Source organism: Paraburkholderia sp. RL17-383-BIF-A, from assembly GCF_046028015.1.
Taxonomy (GTDB): Bacteria; Pseudomonadota; Gammaproteobacteria; order Burkholderiales; family Burkholderiaceae; genus Paraburkholderia.
The window spans coordinates 1-23,042 of the sequence record NZ_JARESR010000002.1 but is presented as its reverse complement, the minus strand read 5'-3'; the positions used below and the strand labels follow the sequence as shown (position 1 = coordinate 23,042).

18 protein-coding genes and 1 pseudogene are annotated in these 23,042 nt (G+C 64.8%); 8 read left to right on the top strand and 11 right to left on the bottom strand.

What is annotated here, in order from left to right:
• Positions 1-16: 16 nt before the first annotated feature.
• The gene (locus P0D71_RS02340) at positions 17-895 is read right to left on the bottom strand and encodes an alpha/beta fold hydrolase (RefSeq protein WP_408479180.1); all 879 of its coding nucleotides are present in this window, start codon (positions 893-895) and stop codon (positions 17-19) included.
• Between the two features lie 94 nt (positions 896-989).
• On the opposite strand from P0D71_RS02340, the gene P0D71_RS02335 reads away from it, so the two are divergent.
• A complete protein-coding gene (locus tag P0D71_RS02335) occupies positions 990-1,892 on the top strand; it encodes a LysR family transcriptional regulator (protein ID WP_408479179.1) in 903 nt (300 codons plus the stop codon).
• 40 nt (positions 1,893-1,932) lie between these two features.
• Here P0D71_RS02335 and P0D71_RS02330 read toward each other — a convergent pair whose 3' ends face one another.
• Together P0D71_RS02330 and P0D71_RS02325 are read right to left on the bottom strand one after the other, a co-directional pair.
• Positions 1,933-2,124, bottom strand: coding sequence for a hypothetical protein (locus tag P0D71_RS02330; RefSeq protein WP_408300514.1), 192 nt, complete (start codon positions 2,122-2,124; stop codon positions 1,933-1,935).
• 116 nt (positions 2,125-2,240) lie between these two features.
• Complete coding sequence (locus P0D71_RS02325) at positions 2,241-3,179, bottom strand: LysR family transcriptional regulator (protein WP_408300512.1); 939 nt, start codon at positions 3,177-3,179, stop codon at positions 2,241-2,243.
• Positions 3,180-3,325: 146 nt separating this feature from the next.
• Between P0D71_RS02325 and P0D71_RS02320 the strand changes: the two genes are divergently transcribed.
• The 3 genes from P0D71_RS02320 to P0D71_RS02310 all read left to right on the top strand — a co-directional run bounded on the left by P0D71_RS02320 (position 3,326) and on the right by P0D71_RS02310 (position 7,877).
• Positions 3,326-5,446: a 3-hydroxyacyl-CoA dehydrogenase NAD-binding domain-containing protein gene (locus P0D71_RS02320; protein WP_408479178.1), complete on the top strand. Its 2,121-nt coding sequence runs from the start codon at positions 3,326-3,328 to the stop codon at positions 5,444-5,446.
• A 79-nt stretch (positions 5,447-5,525) separates the two neighbouring features.
• Positions 5,526-6,734 carry an acyl-CoA dehydrogenase family protein gene (locus tag P0D71_RS02315; RefSeq protein ID WP_408479176.1) on the top strand — a complete coding sequence of 403 codons (1,209 nt, stop codon included), beginning with the start codon at positions 5,526-5,528 and terminating at the stop codon, positions 6,732-6,734.
• 12 nt (positions 6,735-6,746) lie between these two features.
• Positions 6,747-7,877 (top strand): acyl-CoA dehydrogenase family protein, encoded by a 1,131-nt coding sequence (locus P0D71_RS02310; RefSeq protein WP_408479174.1) that lies wholly within the window; start codon positions 6,747-6,749, stop codon positions 7,875-7,877.
• 168 nt (positions 7,878-8,045) lie between these two features.
• On the opposite strand, the gene P0D71_RS02305 is transcribed toward P0D71_RS02310, so the two are convergent.
• From P0D71_RS02305 to P0D71_RS02290, 4 genes are all read right to left on the bottom strand, one after another.
• Entirely contained in the window at positions 8,046-8,510 is a 465-nt protein-coding gene (locus P0D71_RS02305) for a RidA family protein (protein ID WP_408479172.1), read from the bottom strand.
• 77 nt (positions 8,511-8,587) lie between these two features.
• The gene (locus tag P0D71_RS02300; protein WP_408479170.1) at positions 8,588-10,111 is read right to left on the bottom strand and encodes a M81 family metallopeptidase; all 1,524 of its coding nucleotides are present in this window, start codon (positions 10,109-10,111) and stop codon (positions 8,588-8,590) included.
• A gap of 12 nt (positions 10,112-10,123) precedes the next feature.
• Positions 10,124-10,873, bottom strand: a complete 750-nt coding sequence (locus P0D71_RS02295) for a creatininase family protein (RefSeq protein ID WP_408479168.1) — start codon at positions 10,871-10,873, stop codon at positions 10,124-10,126.
• A 128-nt stretch (positions 10,874-11,001) separates the two neighbouring features.
• Positions 11,002-12,288, bottom strand: coding sequence for an MFS transporter (locus tag P0D71_RS02290; protein ID WP_408479312.1), 1,287 nt, complete (start codon positions 12,286-12,288; stop codon positions 11,002-11,004).
• Between the two features lie 136 nt (positions 12,289-12,424).
• On the opposite strand from P0D71_RS02290, the gene P0D71_RS02285 reads away from it, so the two are divergent.
• The gene (locus P0D71_RS02285) at positions 12,425-13,399 is read left to right on the top strand and encodes a LysR family transcriptional regulator (protein ID WP_091792720.1); all 975 of its coding nucleotides are present in this window, start codon (positions 12,425-12,427) and stop codon (positions 13,397-13,399) included.
• Between the two features lie 257 nt (positions 13,400-13,656).
• Here P0D71_RS02285 and P0D71_RS02280 read toward each other — a convergent pair.
• The 4 genes and pseudogenes from P0D71_RS02280 to P0D71_RS02265 all read right to left on the bottom strand — a co-directional run.
• Positions 13,657-14,280 (bottom strand): annotated as a pseudogene (locus P0D71_RS02280) (hypothetical protein); the annotation flags it as partial.
• A 340-nt stretch (positions 14,281-14,620) separates the two neighbouring features.
• Positions 14,621-14,962, bottom strand: coding sequence for a hypothetical protein (locus P0D71_RS02275; RefSeq protein WP_408479166.1), 342 nt, complete (start codon positions 14,960-14,962; stop codon positions 14,621-14,623).
• A 126-nt stretch (positions 14,963-15,088) separates the two neighbouring features.
• Positions 15,089-16,192 carry a cupin-like domain-containing protein gene (locus P0D71_RS02270; protein WP_408479164.1) on the bottom strand — a complete coding sequence of 368 codons (1,104 nt, stop codon included), beginning with the start codon at positions 16,190-16,192 and terminating at the stop codon, positions 15,089-15,091.
• A complete protein-coding gene (locus P0D71_RS02265) occupies positions 16,186-17,136 on the bottom strand; it encodes a TylF/MycF/NovP-related O-methyltransferase (protein WP_408300494.1) in 951 nt (316 codons plus the stop codon). The genes P0D71_RS02270 and P0D71_RS02265 overlap by 7 nt, the downstream gene beginning before the upstream one ends.
• Positions 17,137-17,679: 543 nt before the next feature.
• Here P0D71_RS02265 and P0D71_RS02260 point away from each other — a divergent pair.
• From P0D71_RS02260 to P0D71_RS02250, 3 genes are all read left to right on the top strand, one after another.
• Positions 17,680-18,303, top strand: coding sequence for a DUF3455 domain-containing protein (locus tag P0D71_RS02260; RefSeq protein WP_408300492.1), 624 nt, complete (start codon positions 17,680-17,682; stop codon positions 18,301-18,303).
• 72 nt (positions 18,304-18,375) lie between these two features.
• A complete protein-coding gene (locus P0D71_RS02255) occupies positions 18,376-19,467 on the top strand; it encodes an LLM class flavin-dependent oxidoreductase (protein WP_408300490.1) in 1,092 nt (363 codons plus the stop codon).
• Positions 19,468-19,660: 193 nt separating this feature from the next.
• Positions 19,661-22,879: a hypothetical protein gene (locus P0D71_RS02250; RefSeq protein WP_408300488.1), complete on the top strand. Its 3,219-nt coding sequence runs from the start codon at positions 19,661-19,663 to the stop codon at positions 22,877-22,879.
• Positions 22,880-23,042 lie beyond the last annotated feature (163 nt).

Sequence of the window (23,042 nt, the reverse complement as noted above, 5' to 3'; positions counted from 1 at the left end):
ATGAATGCTCGAACGGCTAGGCTTGCAGGAACGGAAGAACGCGTTCGAGCAGCAACTCGGGCGCTTCCTCGGGAATGTAGTGACCGCAAGGCAGTGCTGCGCCGCTTACGTGAGCGGACCATTGCCGCCATTCGGCGAGCGGCTCGAAGCATTGTTCGATCACGCCATGGGCGCCCCACAACGCCAGCAGATCGCATTCGATCTTTTGCCCTTCAGCAAGCGATGCGCGGTCATGTTCGAGGTCGATTGTGATGCTCGCGCGGTAGTCCTCGCAGATACCGTGTGCGGTGGCGGGGTCGCTCAGGCAGCGCAGATACTCGGCGTAGGCCGCATCCGTAAACGGAGCGAGTCCGGCGCTGCGCGCGCCGATGGTCTGCTTCAGGTAGAGATCGGGGTCCGCGCGAATCAGCGTCTCGGGAAACGGCGCGGGCCGCACGAGAAAGAACCAGTGCCAGTAAGCGCGCGCGAAGTCGAACGAGGTTTGTTCGTACATCGCAAGGGTCGGCGCGACATCGAGTGTCACGAGTCGCGTCACCGTGCGCGGGTGATCGAGCGCCATGCGAGCCGCGACGCGCCCGCCACGATCGTGGCCCATCACCGCGAAGCGGCTGAACCCCTGCTCGCGCATCAGCGCGATCTGATCGGCGGCCATCCGGCGCTTCGAATAATTCGCGTGATCGTGGGCGCCTTGCGGTTTGCCGCTGTCGCCATAGCCGCGCAAATCGGCGGCGATCACCGTGAAATGCCGCGCCAGCGTCGGCGCGACCTTGTGCCAGATCGCGTGAGTCTGCGGATGCCCGTGCAGCAGCAGCAAAGCCGGCCCCGTGCCGCCGCGGATCGCGTTGATGCGGATCCCGTCGAGCTGCGCCGAAGCATCTGTGAAATCTTCAAACATCGTTGCCTCCCATGTTTGAATGAAGTCTAATTGATGCCTACAGCGATAGGGTTTCTCTCAAGGCAATCCGGAATTAACTTTTAGGAACGAATCGATGGACGGCTTTTCCGACCTGAATCTGTTCGCGCTGGTCGCACGTCACCGCAATCTCGCCGCGGCCGCGCGCGAGCTCGGCGTCACGCCGCCGTCGATCAGCAAGCGCCTCGCGCAACTCGAGCAGCGCCTCGGCGTGCGGCTAGTGAACCGCACCACGCGGCGCGTCAGTCTGACGGCGGAGGGCGAGATCTATCTGGCGAACGGCTCGCGCATTCTCGACGACCTCGCCGAACTCGAACAACTGGTCACCCAGAGCCGCGCCGAACCGGCCGGGCTGTTGCGGGTGAACGCGTCGTTCGGGTTCGGTCGCGCGCACGTCGCCCCGGCGATCTCGCGTTTCAGCGAGCGTTTCCCGTCGATGAAGATTCAATTGCATCTGTCCGACAGACCGGTCAGCCTGCAGGAAGAAGGCTTCGATCTCGGCATCCGCTTCGGCGAAGTGCCGGATGCGCGCATCAATGCGCGTTTGCTGCTGGAAAACCAGCGTCTCGTGTGCGCGTCGCCGGTATATCTGAAGCGCCACGGCGTGCCGGCAATGCCGCACGATCTCACGCGCCACGCGTGCCTCGTCTTGCGCGAGAACGAATCGGCATATGGCACGTGGCATTTCTCGCGCGGCAGGAAATCGGAGACGGTGAAGGTGGACGGGCCGTTGAGCAGCAACGACGGCAGCGCGGTCCTGAAGTGGGCGCTCGACGGCCGCGGCATCGCCGTGCGCTCGGCGTGGGAAGTCGCCGGTCATTTGCAGCGCGGCGAACTGGTACCGTTGATAACCGAGTGGAAGCTGCCGAACGCGGACATTCACGCCATCTATCTGGAACGGCACCGCCTGTCGGCCAAGCTGAGAACGTTTATCGACTTTCTCGGCGACGAATTGCGCGAGAGCGTTCGGCGCATGTAGCGAGTCATCGGCCGAATCGGGTGAATCGACGAATTGCGCGTTACCCGGTTCGCTTGCTCCGCTGTTGCGCCCGGTTGGCACGCCAGCGCAGCACAAACCCGACGAGCGCGGCAAAAGCGGCGGTCGCCGCGTAACCGGCGAGGCGAATCGCATCTTCACTGGGCAAGCGTGAGATCATCAGCGAGGCCACGGCGAGTGCAAGCACGGCTACAAGTCCGATGATCCATTTCATGTCAGGTCTCCGTTGCCACGGTTTTTATCAGGTGAGCACCGCTATTGCCGCTCTTCCGTTAAGCATACCTGTGCGCCGCTGAAGATAAATCCGCAGTTTCTCTATGACCTCGCGCATTATTCAGCCACATCGCTCCCTGTAGCCGAAGACACGGGCAACCCTCTGCCCGCCCCATGCGCCTGCCGCAAGATGAAATCGATGAACGTCGCCGCCGCGCGCGTGTGATGCCGGTTCGGCATATACAGCATGTACATGTGCGTGCCGAAGATGCTCAAGCGCCATTCGTCGAGCGCGGTCAGTATCTCGCCACGGCGCAGGTCGTCCTGCACCACGTAATCCGGCACGAGGCCCACGCCCAATCCCGCGAGCACCGCCTCGCGCAGGAACAGAAAGTTCTCGGAGATGAGGGTCGGCTCCAACAGCACTTCGTGCCGCTCGTCGCGCAAGTAAGCGGCCACGCGCAACTGCCTGCCGACCACGGCCGCGGTAATCAGCGGCGCCGTGCGCAGATCGTCGAGTTGCTTCGGCATACCATGCGTTTCAGCAAAGGCCGGCGACGCACACGCAACGTATCTGACCGGCCCCATGTCGCGCGCGACCAGGTTTTGCGGCGGCTCGGACATCACGCGCACGGCGATATCGACTTCGTCGCGCATCAGGTCTTCAACGCGGTTCTCGAACATCACGTCGAGCACGATGCCGGGATAAAGCCGCTTGAACGCAATCAGCCACTCCGACATGACGAGTTGCCCGTAACCGCTCGGCACGCTCAACCGTACGCGGCCCTGCAGGCTTTGTCCGAGCGTGGCGACGGATTCGCGCGCGGCGAGCAGCGCATTCTGGATCGTGCGGCCGTGCTCGTAGAGCTGCAAGCCAATCTCAGTCGGCTCGACCCGGCGCGTGGTGCGTCTCACCAGTTGCAGGCCGACAGAACGCTCCAGCTGGTTCAGGTGATAGCTCACGTTCGCGCGGCTCATTTTCAGCCGGCGCGCGGCTTCGCTGAGATTGCCGGCGTCCAGAATGTCTACCAGCAAGGTCAGGGAATTGACGTCCATGACGGCACCTTTGTCAAAATAACTTTGACAGTCTGTCAACCGCCCATGTGATTGTCAATAAACCTTGACCAACCCACAATCAGAGAATTCGCCAGACCCGGCATGCTTTCCCGCGTGCAACCGATAACCAGTCAGGAGACGACATCATGACCCTCAACCCTTCGGCCGACGTTGTGACGCGCGAATTGCGCGGCAAGGTGCTGCTCGTGACGATCGACCATGCGCCGGTCAACGCGCTGTCAGCCGACGTGCGGCGTGGCCTGCTCGCCGCCGTCGAAGCCGCCGACGCCGATCAGGCCGTGGAAGCCGTGTTGATCGTCGGCGCGGGGCGCAATTTCATCGCCGGCGCGGACATTCGCGAGTTCGGCAAGCCGCCGGTGCCGCCCACGCTCCCGGACGTGTGCAACCGCATCGAGGCATGCACGAAGCCGGTGGTCGCGGCGATTCATGGCGCGGCGCTCGGCGGTGGTCTGGAAGTGGCGCTCGCGGCGCATTACCGGATTGCCGTCGAGGGCGCGAAGCTCGGCCTGCCTGAGGTGCAACTCGGCCTGCTGCCGGGCGCGGGCGGCACGCAGCGCACGCCGCGCCTGATCGGCGCCCAGGCCGCGCTCGATCTGATCCTGAGCGGCCGCCACGCCAGCGCGAAGGAAGCGCTGGCGCTCGGTCTGATCGACCGCCTCGGCAGCAGCGACGACATCCTCGCCGAAGGGCTCGCCTATGTGCACGAGTTGCTGGCCGCCCACGCGCCGGTGCGCCGCACGCGCGACGCGGCCGCGCTCGGCGATCGTGCCGCGAGCCTCGCCGCGGTCGCCGCGGCGCGCGCGGAAACCGCGAAGAAATCGCGCGGCCTGTTCTCGCCGCTGAAAATCGTCGACGCCGTCGAAGCCGCCGTCGAACAGCCTTTCGACGAAGGACTGCGACTCGAACGCAAACTGTTCCTCGAATGCATCGACAGCCCGCAACGTGCCGGCCTGATTCACGCGTTCTTTGCCGAGCGAGAGGTGCTCAAGGCGCCCGAAACGCGCGAGGCCAAACCGCGCGCGCTGAACACGATCGGCGTGGTGGGAGGCGGCACGATGGGCGCGGGCATCGCCGTCGCGGTGCTCGACGCTGGCTTGCCGGTGACGATGATCGAACGCGATGACGCGTCGCTTGCGCGTGGCCGAGCGCACATCGAAAAAGTCTATGACGGCCTGATCGGCAAAGGCCGCATGAGCGCAGAAAAGAAGGCTGCGGTCATGACGCGCTGGAGCGGCAGCACGTCGTACGATGCGCTCGCCGACGCGGATCTCGTGATCGAAGCCGTCTTCGAAGACCTCGCCGTCAAACAGGCCGTGTTCGCCGAACTCGATCGCGTGTGCAAAGCAGGCGCCGTGCTCGCGACCAACACGTCGTATCTCGACATCGACGCACTGGCCGCGAGCATTTCGCGCCCCGCTGACGTGATCGGCCTGCACTTCTTCTCCCCCGCCAACATCATGAAGCTGCTGGAAGTGGTGGTGCCGAAACAGGTCAGCGCGGACGTGGTCGCCACCGCGTTCGAACTCGCCAGGAAGTTGCGCAAGACACCGGTGCGCGCCGGCGTATGCGATGGCTTTATCGGCAACCGGGTGCTGGCCGTGTATCGCAGCGCCGCGGACGCCATGATGGAAGACGGCGCCTCGCCCTATCAGATCGATACGGCCGTGCGCGCGTTCGGCTTTCCGATGGGACCGTTCCAGGTGGTGGATCTCGCGGGCGGCGACATCGGCTGGGCGGCACGCAAGCGGCGCGCGGCTACGCGCAATCCCGCAGCACGTTATGTGCAGATCGCCGATCGCCTGTGCGAGCGCGGCTGGTTCGGCCAGAAAACCGGACGCGGTTTTTATCTGTATTCCGAAGGTTCACGCAGCGGCACGCCTGATCCCGAAGTCGAAGCGATTATCGACGCCGAACGCGCACGCGCCGGCATCACGCCGCGCAGTTTTACCGACGACGAAATCATCCGCCGCTATATGGCCGCAATGATCAACGAAGGCGCCAACGTCGTGCATGAGCGGATCGCGCTGCGGCCTCTGGATGTCGATGTGACCTTCCTGTATGGCTACGGCTTTCCGCGCTATCGCGGCGGCCCGATGAAATACGCGGATACGGTCGGCCTGCCGAAGATCCTCGCCGACATCCGCGAGTTCGCCAAGGAGGACCCGCTGTTCTGGAAAGCCTCGCCGCTGCTGATCGAACTGGTGGAACGCGGCGCCGATTTCGCGAGCCTGAATCAGACCGCCTGAGCCGGCGCATCATCGATACGAATCGACCGGCGTTGCATTGTCCACGCCGGTCGGCCAACCCTCTTCGGAACAACCCGCCATGGATCTGAACTTCACTCCCGAGGAAGAAGCCTTCCGCGCCGACGTGCAGGCCTTCTTGCGCGACAAACTCCCGCCGCGTCTCGCCGCCAAGGTGCACGGCGGCCGCCGTCTCACGCGCGATGACATGGCCGCGTGGCACACCATTCTCAACGCGCAAGGCTGGCTCGCGAATCACTGGCCGAAAGAGTACGGCGGCCCGGGTTGGAACCCGGTGCAAAAATTCATCTTCGAAAACGAATGCGCGCTGGCCGGCGCGCCGCGCGTGGTGCCGTTCGGCGTCAACATGCTCGGCCCGGTGCTGATCAAATACGGCAGCGAAGCGCAAAAACGCCATTGGCTGCCGCGCATTCTCGACGGCTCGGACTGGTGGTGCCAGGGCTACTCGGAACCGGGCGCCGGCTCCGATCTCGCCTCGGTCAAAACCAGCGCGGTGCGCGGCACGGATGCGCAAGGCGAGCACTACATCGTCAACGGCCAGAAAACGTGGACCACGCTCGGCCACTACGCGAACATGATCTTCTGCCTCGTGCGCAGCGCCACCGACGTGCGCAAACAGGAAGGCATCAGTTTTCTGCTGATCGACATGAACACGCCGGGTGTCGAAGTGCGCCCGATCATCACGCTCGACGGCGAGCACGAAGTCAACGAAGTGTTTTTCACCGACGTGCGCGTGCCGGTGGAAAACCTGGTCGGCGAAGAGAACAAAGGCTGGACTTACGCCAAGTACCTGCTCACGTATGAGCGCACCAATATCGCGGGCGTCGGCTTCTCGGTGGCCGCCTTCAACCGGCTGCGCAAGATCGCCGCGAAACAGCTGCGCAACGGCCGGCCGCTCGCGGAAGACCCCGCGTTCGCCGCGCGCATGGCGCGGGTTGAAATCGATCTGGAGAACATGAAGACCACCAACCTGCGCGTGATCGCGGCGGTGGCCGGCGGCGGCGTGCCCGGTGCCGAAAGCTCGATGCTGAAGATTCGCGGCACCGAGATTCGCCAGGAAATCTCGTCGCTCACGCGCCGCGCCATGGGTCCTTATGCGCAGCCGTTCGTCGAGGAAGCCTTGCAGGACGGTTTCGAAGGCACGCCGGTCGGCCCCGACGAAGCCGCGAGCGCCGCCTCGCTCTATTTCAACAATCGCAAGCTGTCGATCTTCGGCGGTTCGAACGAAATCCAGAAGAACATCATTTCCAAAATGATCCTGGGACTGTAAGGGGCGCACGTCATGAATTTCCAGCACACCGAAGACCGCCGCATGCTGGCGGACACGCTCAATCGTTTTGTCAGCGAGCAATACGGCTTTGAGACGCGCGACCGGATCGCGCGTTCGGCACAAGGCTATAGCAGCGAGTTATGGAGCCGCTTTGCCGAACTCGGGGTGATCGGCGCATTGTTCGATGAAGCGGACGGCGGTTTTGGCGGCGGCGGTTTCGATATCGCCGTGGTGTTCGAGAGCCTCGGCAGCGGCCTCGTGGTCGAACCGTTTCTGGATACGCTGATTGTCGGCCGCGCGATTGCGCGCAGCGGCGACGAGGCGCAGAAGGCTGTGCTCGGTGACTTGATCGACGGCTCGCGAATCGTTGCGCTCGCGCACGGCGAGCCAGACAGCCACTACGAACTGGCCCGCGTGACCACGCGCGCGCAGCGCAGCGGCGACGCGTGGCAACTGAACGGCGCGAAAGCGGTCGTGCAGCACGGCGAGCATGCTTCGCTCTTTCTGGTCTCGGCGCGCACGAGCGGTGATGACGACGACGAAGCCGGCGTGTCGCTCTTTCTCGTACCGCGCGATGCGGCCGGCCTCAGTGTGCGTGGCTATCCCAGGATCGACGGCGGGCGCGCGGCCGAAGTGACCTTCGACAACGTCACGCTCAACGACGACGCATTGCTCGGCACCGCGGGCGCGGGCTTTGCAACGCTCGAGTACGCGGTTGGCTGCGGTGTGCTGGCCTTGTGTTCCGAAGCGATCGGCGCGATGGATGTCGCTAAAGACTACACGCTAGAGTATCTGCGCACGCGCAAGCAGTTCGGCGTGCCGATCGGCAGCTTTCAGGCACTGCAGCATCGGATGGCCGATCTCCTGCTCGAGATCGAACAGGCGCGCTCGGCGGTGATCAACGCGGCCGCGGCGCTCGGCGCCGAACCCCGGCAGCGGGAGCGCGCGGTGTCGGCGGCCAAGTACAGCATCGGGCGAATCGGCACGCGCGTGGCGGAGGAATGCATTCAGTTGCACGGTGGAATCGGCATGACGTGGGAACTGCCGCTCGCTCATTATGCAAAGCGTCTCGTGATGATCGATCATCAACTCGGCGATGAAGACCACCATCTCGAACGGTTTGTCGCACTGGGGCGGGAATAGGTGGGACGTGTGGGGAATCGCGATCGGCGGCGCGCGCAGACTGACGGTGAATGCAGCGCCGCCTTCTTCTGACCGCATCGCGATCGCGCCTCCATGGCGCCATGGCGATTCTGACGACTACCGAGGTCTGCCGGGACTGCGCAGGCGCGGCTGTGACCAGCGACGTCGTTAACCTATCTCGACGTTCATCTCAAGTTCCACACACGCGCCCAACGGAATCTGCGCCACGCCGAAGGCCGAGCGCGCATGCTTGCCGCGCTCGCCAAATACCTCCGCCAGCAATTCCGACGCACCATTCGTCACCAGATGTTGCTCGACGAAGTCCGGCGTTGAATTGACAAGACTCATCAGCTTGACGATCCGCGTCACGCGATTAAGGTCGCCCACGTGCGCGTGCAGCGTCGCGAGCAGATCGATGGCGATCGAGCGCGCGGCGATGCGCCCTTCTTCCGTTGTCAGGTTGCTGCCGAACTTACCTGCCCACACTTTGCCGTCCTTCTTCGCGATATGGCCGGACAGAAAGATCATATTGCCGCTTTGCGCACTCATCACGTAGGCGGCCGCGGGTGCGCCGGCAAGCGGCAACTCGATGCCGAGTTCCTTGAGTCTGGCGTAAACGTCCTGTTGGACCATGACATGCTCCTTAAATAGTGGGGTGATCAAGATGAAATGCTTTGGCTTCGGGCAATGAAACCACGCTGACGCGATGCCTACAACGCGGTCGAATCGAACACCATCGCGCCGAGTTCGCCCAGCGACTTCCCGTTCGGACTCACACGAATTCGCGGATCGAGTCGCCGCCACGGCAGATCGGAAGGATCGGCGGCCATGGGACCGGGTGCTTTGGCGACGAGGATCGTGTCGGCAATCGCCTGAAAGTCCGCGCGGAAGTGCACTGAACTCTTGTTGACTAGAATCTTCATTCGTGACGGCTCGATCCCCGCCGCGCGATACAGGTTCTGCTCGAACATCTGCGTCTTGATCGAACTCACCGCTATCCTCACCCCGTCGATGCGAAGGCATGCCACAGGCCCAAGATCGCCCGGCATTCCGTTCATCATCGGTCCGTCAAAGCGGAAATGTCCGTCCGAAACATGTTCGACGTAAAACCTTGCTGCCAGCGGTTCGTCTCCAGGCACGCCCGACCGGCCTCCCAACGCGAGTTCGAGCGTCGCGCCCACGCCTGCCCGATGGGCCGCGGCTGCCGCCGGTGCGTCCCAGATCATGCCGAGCGCGGCATCGGCCGCGCCGTGGCGCAACAGCGCGCGCGCCATGAACATCGTGTTCGAATCGCCCCCTGCTCCCGGGTTGTCCTGTGTATCGGCAATGACCACGGGCCGCCGTGCGCTGCGGCTGCGCTGCATGGCGTCGATCACCGCCTGGTCCGGCGTGAGGAAGCGAACCGCCCACAACGCTTCGTGCGCGGCGATGCGTTCGAACAAGGTGTCGATAGCCGCCGTCAACGCTGCTTCGTCATATCCGTAGCCCCAGATCATGGGCCCGCACTCCGGAAAGTCGGCCGCCGGGAACCCCGGTGCGAAGGATAGCGAAGCAATCGTGTCGCGTTCGAGCGAGGTCATGAGTTCATACACGCCGCGTGCGGGTTCGACGAGCGTGCACATCGCGTTGATGGGAATCAGAAACGGAATGCGCCGCGCCGCCCGCTTGAGCGGTCGCCCATTGGTCAACAGATCGTCGAGAATGCGCGCCGCGCGCTCCCCTGTTTGTGCCATGTCGACATGCGGATAGGTCCGATAGCCGACAAGGGCGTCGGCGTAGTTCAGCATTCGCTGGGTCACGTTCGCGTGCAGATCCAGCGTGACGACGACCGGAACGCTAGCGCCGACGGCTAACCGGATGCGCTCCAGCAGTTCGCCTTCGCCGTCGTCGGTGTGCTCGGCGACCATTGCGCCATGCAGGTCGAGATAAATGGCGTCGAACGTCTCGGTCTCGACGGCCAGCAAAATGCTGCCCGCGATCCGTTCATAAGCGTCTCGCGTCACATGGGCCGACGCACTCGCGCCTGCCCAGATCACCGGGACCAACTCGTGTCCGGCGCCCTCGGCGTGCCGGATGAAACCGGCGACCGGAACGTTGACGCCACGCAGATCCAGTACGCCGGCACCGCGCGCGAGCGCAGGAAAGCCCTCGCCTTGCAGAAAATTTTCCCAGCCGGCGCGGGTGGGCGCGAACGTATTGGTTTCGTGCTGAAAACCGGCAATCAGGATCTTCATTAGCGCAAGCTGTCAGTCCGGTACGCTTTCGCGGCTGAACGCATCCATCTCGCGGATCAGGCTTTGTGCGGCGAGCTTGACCAGCGCGCCGCCCTTTTCCGGAGAGGCGAGCCCCGGATCGGAGCCCATCCGTCCATCGGAATAGCGCGCGCGGAATTCGAGCGCCTCGCGAATCGGTCCCGATGGTGCGATCTTTGGCGAGTAGCTGGCCGTCTTGATCGACTCGGGAAGCGCCCATTGCGTAATGGCGATTTCGGAGGGCGTGGCATGGATGCCATGCCCTTCGGGAAACTGCTCTCGCGCCAGTTCGCCGACGCCTTCCAGATCCCACCAGTTGCACAGCTTCAGCGCGAACCCCGCGCGGCGTTTAGCGAAACTGGCCTCAGCATAGATCTCGGAGAAAGCGGCTTCGATCGACGCGACGTTGCCGCCATGGCCGTTCAGAAACAGGATCTTCTCGAAGCCGTGACCCGCGAGCGAGCGTGTCCAGTCGCCGATCGCGGCCATGAAAGTCGAGGGCCGCAGCGAGATGGTCCCCGGAAAGCCCAGGTGATGCTGCGCCATACCGATGTTGAAGGTCGGCGCAATCAGGATGTCAGCGCTCTTCTCGGCTTCGTGCGCGATGATTTCCGGGCACAGCCAGTCCGTGCCCAAAAGACCCGTGGGACCGTGCTGCTCGTTCGAGCCGATCGGCACGACGATCGAACGGCTTCGTTCGAGGTACTGCCCGACTTCGACCCATGTTGACTGGTACAAAAGCATTTGAAGTTCTCGCTTTCGCCGCTACCCGCAGGAAACGCGGCGCAATAGGGTTGACTGCGGCTCATCGACGACACCTGCGGATAACCGTCAACGAGCATCCTTATCCGGAGCTGGACCTGCCCCGCCCGTTATTCTGAAGGCAACCTGTTCGCGAAGAGCAGCACGGCGCCGCATAGCGCCAGACCGGCGACGATCAGGAGTCCAAGATGGAGGTTGCCGGTCGCCGTCTTGGCCCAGCCGATGATCGCGGGTCCCCAGAATCCACCAGACAGGCCGATCGTATTGATCAGGGCAATGCCACCCGCGGCCGCGTCGCCCTTGATAAATTCGGATGGGATCGCCCAGAACACCGTGTACGCCATCCACAGCATGGTTATGGCGAATGTCAGCAGAACGAGCGTGGCGACGAGATGGCCGTCGGTCAAGACGGACAACGAAAGCAAGATGGCGGCGAGCAACGCCGGCACGGAGCTGTGATAACGCCGTTCGCGACGCGCATCCGAACGGCGGCCGATCAGGTACATGCCGAACGCGGCGCCGACGTAGGGAATCGCCGCATACCAGCCGAGCCGGATCGTATCGTCGACACCTTGCGACTTCACGATGGTCGGCAGCCAGAAACTCATGGCGTAGATCGATGCGATGATGCAAAAGTACGCGCAAGCCAGCAGATAAATCCTCGGGCTGCGCAGAACAGCCTTGAACGAATGGTCTCCAGCGGGCACGGCTACGAGTTCGGATTCGAGCAGGCGCTTCTCGTCATCGTTCAGCCAGTTGGCCTCGGCGGGCCGATCCGACAGCACGAACAGCGTGAGCACGCCCAGCACGATGCACGGCAGACCTTCCACGAGGAACATCCACTGCCAGCCGGCGAGACCCGCTTTGCCGGCGAGGCTCGTCATCAGCCACGCGGAGAGCGGGCCGCCCACAATGCCGCCGATCGGGCCGGCGAGAAACACGATCGCGATTGCGCGGGCCATACGTGAGGGACCGTACCAGCGCGAAAGATAAAAGATCATGCCCGGCGCAAACCCCGCCTCGAAGATGCCGAGCAGAAAGCGCATTCCGTAGAACATCTGCACGTTGCGCACAAACAGCATGCATGCCGAGGTAATGCCCCACAGCACGAGGATGCGGAAGAAGGTTTTCCGTGCGCCGATTTTCGGCAGCATCAGGTTGCTCGGCAGTTCGAACAGCACGTAGCCCAGAAAGAAGATGCCGGCGCCAACGCCGTAAGCGGCATCGGAAAAGCCCAGGTCGCTTTGCATCTGCAACTTGGCGAAACCCACGTTCACCCGATCCAGATAAGCGAACAGATAACAAAGCAGAAGAAACGGCAGCAGCCTGAAGTTGAGCCTGGCATAGAGCGCGGGAACGTCGTTCCAGCGGGTCGCCGCGGGTTGAATTGTTGCCATGCCAGCCTCCATGTCGAACGTCTTGTTCAGTTCATCCTGTATGCGCATGGTGGCAACTCCGAGCCGGACTAGCAACAGCAACTAAGTTCACGTATCGTTGCCTACAGAGCAACGACAGCGTCGACGGGAGACCGGCATGAGGGAAATCAATCAGCAGCGCCTGCGCTATTTTTATGAGGTGTTGACTCACGGCACGATTCGCGGGGCGGCGGATAGTCTGAACACGTCGCCCTCCGTCATTACGCGGCAGATCAAGCTGCTGGAGGACGAACTCGGCGCCACGCTATTCGAGCGCCAGGCGCGCGGCGTGACGCCTACCGAGGCGGCGGCGCATCTGCTCGAATTCTGGAGAGGGTATCGGTCGCAGCAGGAGAAACTGGAGGACCAGCTTCATGCCATGAAAGGTCTTCAGCAAGGCCATGTTCAACTGGCTATCAGCGAAGGGTATGTCGACGCGCTGATCGACGAGGTGATCGCCCCGTTCTGTGCGCACTATCCCAAGCTGGACATTGGCGTGGATATGCTGCCGGTCGACGACGTGTTGGCCGAAGTGGCCGAGAGCCGCGCCCATATCGGGCTGGCTTACAATCCGCCGCCCCATGCGCGGATTGAATATCGCGCCAGTTCCTCGCAGCCCATCGTCTTGCTGGTTCGATCGGAGCATCCGCTGGCACTGAGAGGCACGCCGGCAAGCGTCGAAGACCTGCTCGCTTATCCCCTCGCGTTGATGCCGGGCAACTTCGGAATTGGCCACGCGGCCAAGATGCTGGAGTTTGCCGAGAACATCGAGATTCGCCCTGCCCTCACCACGAATTCGCTGACCGCGCTCAAGCGCATCGTCGCTTCTGATAACTTCATCACGCTCGTGGGAGAATTCGCTGCGTATCGCGAGATCGCGGCGGGCGACCTGGCCGTCGTACCCATCGACCACCCATTGTTTCGCGGCATCAAGGCGCGACTACTCGTCAAATCCGGCCGCCCACTCGTGGCGGCTGCCCATGAGTTGCTCAACTGGATCCTGCAGCGCATGACGATGTTTGCGGAGCCGGACGACGCCGGCCGTGGCCGGACAGCTAGCGGCCGGCCACGCCGACGTGGCGCGGCGCGCTAGCACGCACACGAGTGAGCGGCATGCCTGTTCGCACCAGGCGGAACAGTGATGTCCGGGCAAGCTGGACAGGCATTTCGCGAGCAGATGCGCGCTGGCGTTGCCCCTCTTGTCCGGATTGATTCGGCGAGTTGCAAGCGGAGAGCCGCCGCACCCTCGCGCGATCAGACGGACAGCGTCTGCTGAAAATTCAGATTGGGCGAGTTCAGCGCCAGGTCCGTGCTCAGGTTGGGCAGGTTGAACGAACCGCTGCCGGAAACCGTCTGGTCGAGACCGCCTTGCGCGGCCCACTGGAAGTTGCCCACGCCGGAAACACCGTCGGCGCCGGACACGTCGTGCGTCTCGATCTGCTTGTAGACATCCGGGTTCTGCAGCATGTAGGAAGCCGCGGCCGACACATCGGACGGCGTGCCGGCGGGCGGATTGTTGGCCAGCTTATAAAGCTGGTTCGGATCGAGCGACGAGATGCCGTTCTGGCTCATGTAGCTCGCGAGCGCACCGGCCGCGCTTTGTGCGCCCATCATGGCGCCCTGGGTGGAGATCGAATTCATCGTGTCGGTTGCGCCCGGCGCGGGCTCGCTGTCGAGCCCGCCCTGCGCCGCCCACTCGAAGTTGCCTACGCCGGAAATGCCGTCCGCACCTGCCACGTCGTGCGTTTCGATCTGCTTGTAGACATCCGGGTTCTGCAACATGTACGCCGCCGCCGACGACACTTCGGGCGGTGTGCCCGCAGGCGGATTGTTGGCCAGCTGATAAAGCTGGTTTGGATTGAGCGACTTGATGCCGTTCTGGTTCATGTAGCTCGCGAGCGTGCCCGACGCACTTTGTGCCATTGCGTTCTGTCCCACCGACGACGAACTCTGCTGCAACGCCTGATTGATCATCGCATCGACTTGCTGCTCCAACTGCTGGATGGACTGATCTTCTGTAGAAAACGAAGCGTCGAAGCTCGGCGTGGCAAGACTGGAGACGGTGTCGTTGGCGATAGCGGTCATGGGATCCTCGGCAAGGAGAAACAGACCGCCGCCGGTCAGGCGGAAATGAAGCGGAGCACAGCGGCGGTCCGGGGTCGTCTAATGCTAATTGGGCGGTCGGCTCCGGTTCCGGCCCACGCGAACAGCGGGCCGAAAATGCGAAGCCATGTCCTGGCTAAGAGGCGTTCGCGGCAGCAGAAACGACACACCGGCAAACACGCCCGCGTGCCGCGGCAACCCGCGCCACGCATCACTGAACCTGCGCGGCGCCTCGCGCGGCCTGCGCTTCGCAGTAGGCGAGATACTTGTCGTAGGCCTGTTGCGGCGGCGTTTTGGCGTACTGCCCGTAAAGACGATCGATAAAGGTGGTCAATTCCGCCTGTGCGTACAACTGCCGTTCGATCGGCATCGCCGCCGCTACGCGCTGCGCCTTGCGCAACTCGTCTTCCTTGCTGACGCCGGCATCGCGGTCCTGCGCGATCAGCTTCGCGTTGTTCGCGCGCGTCGTGCAGACCTGCGTCATGGCCGCCGAAGCCTGCGCCTGCGCGGACACCGGGCCAAGCGCCGCCGCCGACGCGAGCAGCGCGGTCACGGCCATGCTGCGTACGAAGGGAAAAAAAGCGCGCGCGGGGCGAGTCGCCTGGGGTTGTGCCGATCATCCGGTCCTCGTCGTATTCGATGCAATCGATGTTGAAGGGGTCCTGTCAAGCAGCGTTGCCTAGGTTACGTCGTCGGCAAACCGGCTGATCGACAGCACATGATCCAGCGCCCAGACGCAGTGAAACCAGCCCGTCGGAATCACCAGCAGGTCACCCGGTTCGAGCATGACATCCACGCCGAGCGCATCGGCAAAGCGCGGAAAGCGCGTCAGGTCCGGGGCTGCCACGTCGACGCGGCAAGGACGATACGTGTTGAACGCATCGACCGCGTAGACGGCGCGTTCCTGAGCCGGCGCATAGAGCCGCACGCGCTTGCGGCCGTGGAGCTGCGCGAGAAACGAATTCGCCAGATCGCAATGCAACCGCGTGACCAGTGCGGCGGCGCTGGCCCGCCCGAACCAGAGTTGTCCGGCGCCGAACAGGCGCGCCGGCAGCAGCGGCAGGCAAAAGCGCGCTTCCCATGCGGGCGGTAGCAGGCAGCCTTCCGTGTAGGTCGCAGCGCCGGCGCCGGGAGCATGCGGCGCGACGAACCCGTCGATAAAGTCGGCGACAGTTTGCGCAAGGCCGCTCGACGGGTCCGCGCGCAGCACCGTCGCACCCTCCTGGGTGCGCCAATCGTCCAGCGTCCACGCGACTTCGGGCCAGCTCACCATGCCGCGCAACACCAGCGGGATGGATGCCTCGAGCGTGTCCGCCAGTGCCGCATGCAGGCTCGTGCCGCTGCAGCCGCTCGCCCGCAGCGACGCCACCGTCTCCAGCGCAGCGGGTGCGCGCCGTTGGGCTCGCTCGAGCGCCATGCGCGCCATTGCCGAGGGCCGCTTGAGCAGTTGCAGCCAGTAGGCGGCGAGCCGCTCGGCGCCATCGATCCGCACGCCGCCGAGCGCCGTGGCCACGGCACTGCGGGGATCGAAGCCGGTGGGGTCGTCGAGCATTGCGCTCAGCAAGGCCCGCTTCAGCGTGATGCGAGCTGCGGCGCCGTGCGTGTCGCCACGCGGGATTGGCGCCGACTCGATTCGCCAACCGAAAGTGAAACGGCGGCTGGCCTCTGCACGATCGCTGACGATCAGATCCACGGTGGTCACTTGCGGCGGCGCCACGTAATGTTCGCCGAGCCGCGCTTCCAGAAGCGCGCTGCGTTCGTCATGCGCGATCATGTTCACCATGGCTTGCGCCAGTACACCGCCTGAGCATTGACACGCATCAGCGGCGCATCGATGCGATGCGCGCTACGGTATTCGTCGACGGCGCGCGCGCAGCCGGTCGGCAGACCATAGTCGTCGACGATCACGAAGCCGCCCGGTGAAAGACGCGGATACAAGGACTCGAGCGCGACACGGGTCGACTCGTACCAGTCGCCATCGAGCCGCATCAACGCAAGGCGCTCGATCGGCGCATCCGGCAATGTGTCGGCGAACCAGCCGGGCAGAAAGCGCACCCGGCGATCGAGCAGACCCACGCGCGCGAAAGCCTCGCGCACGGTCGCCAGATCGCTGCGCAGGAGGCCGACCGCGCGCATCAGGTGATGCCAGATCGCATCGCGCAGGTCGGTGACCGGGTCCGGCGCGGGCAGGCCCGCGAACGAATCGGCCACCCACACGCCGCGGCCGACGCCGCCGAACGCGGTCAGCGCGGCACGCATCAGAATCGTCACGCCGCCGCGCCATACGCCGGTTTCGATGAAGTCGCCGGGCACGCGTTCGTCGATCACCACGCGCGCCAACTCGACGACGTTATCGAGCAGCACGTCATCGCACATCGTCAGACGGCGTGACTCCTGGTGCATGTGGTTGAGCGCGTGCGCCATGCGTGTGGGCTCGATGCCGGCGATATCGGCAGCCGAGCAGCGGCGCGGCGCGAGCCATTCAGCGAACACACGGTCCGCCTCGGCGAGCCGCTCGGCGCAATCGTCGGCGGTGATCGGCGCCGCTCGAGCCGCCGCGCGATGCGCGGGATCATCGAGGTCGGCCGCGCCGCCAATGTAGCGGCGGATCATGGCCAGGTAGACATAGGCGCGCTCGTTATCGACGGCCAGCATGGATAGCCGCGGATCGGGGCCGGACGAAGAAGCGAAAGCAGGACGCGGAGGATTCGGAAGATTCAATTCCATCGCCGGTTCGGGTGGGCTCTCGGGCCGTTGTGCGCAGAGGGCGTTGCGCAGAAGCTGTCCCGCCAGATGGCGGGCGCTGCGGCAAGCGAGGCCAGTATCCCGCCGGGCCCGGGCACGGTTCGACTGAGGCGCGAATGAATGCATACTCATGCGAACCACCGGCGCCTTGCCGTTTGCCGTTTGCCGTTTGCCGTTTGCCGTTTGCCGTTTGCCGTTTGCCGTTTGCCGTTTGCCGTTTGCCGTTTGCCGCGGCCGCTGCCGTCCTGCCGTCCTGCCGTCCTGCCGTCCTGCCGTCCTGCCGTCCTGCCGTCCTGCCGTCCTGCCGTCCTGCCGTCCTGCCGTCCTGCCGTCCTGCCGTCCTGCCCGGCAAGTATGTGTGCCCGTCGTACCTGCGTGCGGTTTTCGATCCAGTCTTTCGTATCGAGCGAGGCAGTAGCGCGCCGGATCAGGTGTGATGCCAATATTGCCCGCCCGCCCCTTGCTCCCATGACCGGTTTTCCGCCCCGCCCCGTGCAGCCGCCGCGCCCCTCGACGCTGTGCCTCATGGCTTGCTGCCTGCTCGCCCTCACCGGCTGCGCGACGGCGCCCAAACCGCCGCCGACCTCCGACGAATCCCTACCCGCGGCATTGCGCGCCAGCCAGGACGAAGTACTCCAGGAAGTCATGACCACCCACGGCGACGAAACCTACGTGTGCCGGCGCATCAGGACGAGCCCGCCCGCCTTCGGCGTGACCGCGCGGCCGGACACGCTGCCCGGCGTCGCCCGCGACGGTACGCAACTGGCCTGGGATCCTCTGGGCTCCGAAGCAATTCTCGTCGACGCCGCAGGAAAGAGCGTCGGCACCGTCGCGCCGGGCCGTTACTTCCTCTCCTACGACGGCAGCTACGTGATCGGCAATATCGTCGCCGAAAGCCAGGTTGGTGCGAATGCGCTGACCTGGGTGCGCTACACGGCCCGCTTCGTCGCCGCCCCACGCCCCGGCGAAGGCCGTTTCGCCGACGTCAGCTCGATCCAGCGCATCGACACCTCGGGCGGTTTGCCGCCACAACCGTTGTGCGAACTCGAAGGCGCGCATCTGCTCGTGCCGTACGGCGCGACGTATATGTTCTACCGCGCGAGGGGCCACGCGCCTGCTGCACTGCCTGCGAATCAGGCCTCGCGGTAACCCCCCGTTGAATGGGACCGCGGTAGCGCTGCTCAGGCGCTGACGCCGGCCGACTGCTGTACATGGGAGTCGATGATGCAATTTGGTCTGTTCATGACGCTGCCCGCGCCCGAGCCAAAGCCCGCCGCCGAGATGTACCAGCGCGCGATCGCCATGGCCGAAGCCGCCGATACGCTCGGTTTCAGCCACCTGTGGCTTGCCGAACATCACTTCACCAACTATTCGCACTCGTCGCGGCCGCTGATGCTGCTGTCCCATATCGCCGCGCGCACCCGCCATCTGCGTCTCGGCCCGGCGATCGTGCCGGTGCCGCTGCATCATCCGCTCGTGATCGCGGAAGAACTCGCCACGCTCGACGTGCTGAGCGGCGGACGCGTCGAGGCCGGCCTCGGCAGCGGCTATCAGCGCTACCAGTACGAGCGCTTCCAACTTGTCAAAGGCGCCACCTCGGCCCGCGACGACGAAGCGATCGACGTGCTATTGCAGGCCCTACGCGAACCTCTGTTCTCGCATCACGGCGAACACTTCAGCATTCCCCGCACCGGCCTCGTGCCGCAACCGCTGCAACGCGCGATGCCGGTGTGGCTGGTCGTCAATTCAAGCCGACGCGAGTCGGTCGAACAGGCCGTGCGGCGACGCGCAAACCTCTTCACCGGCGTGCTCGAACCCATTTCGAAGCTGACCGACGTACGGCGCCACTATCCGGACCTCGCCACCGCGCTCTCGACAGTACGCATCGGCACACAGCGGCCGGTGTTCGTCGCACAAAACGAAGCGCAGGCCCGCGAGGCCGTCGAGCATGCCCGCTGGAACGGACGCGCGACGCTGCGCCTGCGTCACGATATGGGTGACGTGGTGGACGGCATGGTGCCGGCGCAGCCCCTGCCCGACGAACCCTCCGACGACGTGCTGCGCAACGATTTCCTCGTGATCGGCACCGCCGACGAATGTATCCGCCAGTTGCGCCGCATTCAAGGCGGGCTCGGTTGCGACTACTTCAGCGCAAGTTTCTGGTTCGGTTCGATGCCGCACGACATGGCGATGGAATCGATGCGCCGCTTCGCACGCGACGTGATGCCCGCATTCGCCGGCGATGCGCCTGGAGCGGGCGCGCAGCGAGCAGCGGCGGCGCGCCCGCAATGGGAAGCCACGCTAACGTGGTGAAGCGCGTGGTGAATAAGGCGCTGAACCCATTCAGCACGCATGACACGCTTGCCCGCGCGCCCCATTCGCCGCCGACACGTTCGCATCCTCGTTCCAAACTTCGGACTTGCAGCACCGCCGTGTGACGTGGCGATGAAAATTCGTCATCGTCGGCAATCAGCCGATGCGACCGTCCTCACCTGGGAGACCGCTCGTGCCATTCGGGATTCGCAACCCTTTCTCACGCGGCGCGCCGCCGGTTCAGCAACAGCAGCAACCCGCGGCCCCACAGCCGAATCAGCCGCAGGCCAATACGCCCCTGCCCGAAACGCGCGTGGTCGGCGGCCCGCTCGACAAGCTGCGCGCATTGCGCAACCATCTGCCCAGCGCGCCGGTGCAGACGCCGCTTGCAACGGGGCAGACGCGCAGTGACCCGATGCCGCAAGGCTCGCCCTTCAACGACCTGACCGGCAGCGGCGCGAGCCGCGCCTATACGCCGTTTCATACGCGCACGACGGTGCGGGCGTCGCGGCCCGCGCCGGAGATCGAGCCGAGCGCGAAGCAGATGCACACGCCGAAGCCCAACGCGAGCACTCCGCTTGGCGTCAAATCGCACAACAACACCAATGTGAAGAGCGCGGTCGGCAAGAACGAACGCGCCGCGTCGCAAGCGAGCACCGAACTGCGCAACGAGGCCGCGGCCGACGCGCATCTTGCCGCGAGCTTTCCGGCCGAACCGGGCACCCAGTTCGAAACCGACCGCAACGCGCTGCTGCACGACATCCGCGAAGCGATTCCACAAGCGCGGCGCGGCGATCCGCCGCTCGCCAAGGCGCGCTTTCTCGGTCACGCGCTGGCGGAAGCGACGGGCGGCAACGTGCAGCGCGCGAACGACGTGCTCGGCGTGCTGCAAGGCACGATCGCGCATCCCAACGCGCAGCAGGCGCGCGATGCGTTTGCCACCCGCTGCGCGATGGCGCGCTCGCAAGCCGCTTTCCACGCGCTGCGCGACGTCGAGGCGGCGCCGCCGCTGGGCGGCAATCTCCAGGCGCCCACCGAGCGCGACCGCAAGGTCCACGCGCAAGCCGACTGGCAAACCTGGCGCGCCGCGGACACACTGTTGTCGGCATGGCCGAACGGCATGGAAAAACCCGGCTCGCTGCGTGAACTCGGCGAAGCGGCCAACGCCATGCTGCCGGCCGCCGAACGCGACCCCAACACCCAGGTCGCGCAAAGCCAGCAGCAAGCCGCGATCAGCCTCGCGCTGGCGCCGCATACGCAGACCGCCAAGGCGATGCTGTGCGGCAACGCGCTGCTCGACAATCCGCGCGCGCAACCGGACACGCGTTTGCGTTCGGCGTACCTGGCGCATCGCAACGGGATCGCCGAAGCCGATGTCGGCCAGGTGCAGAACCGGATGTTCTCGGTGGTCAAGCACGCGCAGCGCAATGCCACCTCGGCACGCACCGGTTCGTGGATGAACCGCACGGCGCAGCGCTTTCGCAGCGGCGTCAAGCAGAGCTTCGGCCACGAGAAGGACCCGATCTCGGCGCTCGGCATGGGTACTGCCGGCGGACTGATGGACCATCCGGACAAGGACTTCAGCACGCTGCAATCCATCGATACGGTGGTCGATGCGCTAAATACGCAGGTGGTGAACGGGCAGCAACGGCGGCGCGGCGAAGCGCCGAACAATGCGACGATGAACGCCGCCGTGCGCGCCGCCGCGCTGCGCAACTGGAAGGCGAGCATCGGCACCAAGGGCTGGTTGCGCGACGACACCAAATTCGGCCGTCTGCAGCGAAACCAGATTGCGCGCGACGTTGCCGGCGCGCTGAACGTCGACAGGAACACGGTGCGCGACAGCCCGGCGTTCCGCGATCTGCCGAACATGAACGCCGAGACGCTGCGCGCCTGGGCCACCGAATCGGGCGCGGACATGAATGCGCCGATCGGCGCGACCGGCCGCACGCTCGGCGAAAATCTCGACCGTATGCAGGCGATCCGCCAGGATCCAGTGGCGACGCCGGCCACGCCGCAAGGCAATATCGATTCGTTGTGCCATCTGGTCGAAAACGTGCCGAAAACGTGGAGCGTGCAGATGTCGAGCGGCGGCGTGTATGGGCTGGACGCGAACATCTCCGAGAATATCGCGACCGCGCTCGGGCTCGTCGGCGCGCCGAGCGCGTCGGTGGCGCCGGACGTGCGCTATCTGAAAGGCCGTCACGCGCTACTCGAAGTCGGCTCCACCTCGCATCACGGCGAGATGTTCATCGGCACCGACAACCGCAAGTCCGCCCACCTGGGTGTGGGCGGCTTCATCGGCTGGTCGCTCGCCGGCGGCAAGGCGATGGCAAGCGGCTACGGGTCCGTGATCGGCGGACGCGACACCAGCAATCCCCGCGGCGTGGTGATCCGCACGCCGTTCGACCAGACCGGCAGCAACGACCCCGAGGCGTGGCGCGGCAAGATGACCGACGTGGTGCGCACGCTCGGCGGAGCCGGTCCCGGAGGACAACTGCCGCGCACCAAGGACGAAATGTGGAACGGCATGGCGGACAAGTTCTTTGCCGATCCTGACGTGTCGATCGGCTGGGTCGACAACAAGAGCCGTTCGAATTACGGCTCGGTTGCCGTGACGGGTGGCGCGCGTTACGTGAGCCCGGCCAACGTCAAGTTCGGGCCGCTCGTCACGGCCGAGGCCGTGCTCAGTTCGAGCAAGGCACATGCGACGGATCAGAGCGGCGCGCGCAACGTCGACAAATCGAGCAGCGGGCATCGCTTCGCGGTCAACGGCAGCGCCACGCTGGTGGCGAGCCCGCCGCCCGCGCCGATCGGCAACGTCGGGCCGTTCAACTCACTGTCGTTTTCGAGCGCGCCGCTGGTGGGCTTCGGCACGACCCTGATGCAGACCGGCACCGGTTCGACGCTGCGGCTCTATGAAGAAAGCGGCGACATCGTGCCCGAGCGCACCTATCGCGATACCGAGTTCACGAGCGTCGGCAACTACCTGCAATACATCGACAGTCGCAATGATGAATGGACTCATTCGATGAACGGCGACCAGGCGGCGTTGAACCTGTACCAGACCAAGGTCAAGCTCAACGCGACTCGCGGCAATCAGTACTACGGCGAGCGGCAGCGCATCGTGCCGCAGGCGGCCGCCGAGATCAACGCGTATCGCGGCACGCTGCGCATGTACGAGCAGGGCGGCCGCACGCCGAGCGCCGACGAGCAGAGGGAGATGCTGCGGATTCGCGGCGAGATCGCGCGTCTGCTCGAGTCGCCGGCAAGCTGGACGAATCACGTGCTGTACAGCTACGAGTCGAATTCGGCCTCGCGCACGTCGGGGCTTTCGTATGTCGGCACCGCGCAGGCGGTCAAGCAGGTTAGTGCGCAGCGGGAACTGAGCTATCTGTCGGCTCAGGTTTGATCGAGGCGCGCCGCGCCTTCGAGCACGGCACGCACCCGCTCACCCATCCCGTCGAAGCGGGCGCGTTGCAGGCGCGCATAGTCGCCGTATGCGCCCAGCAACGCGCCGCGCACACCTTCATCGCGCAGCGATGCAATGGCCGCGAGCGCGGGCAGCGCGCCGC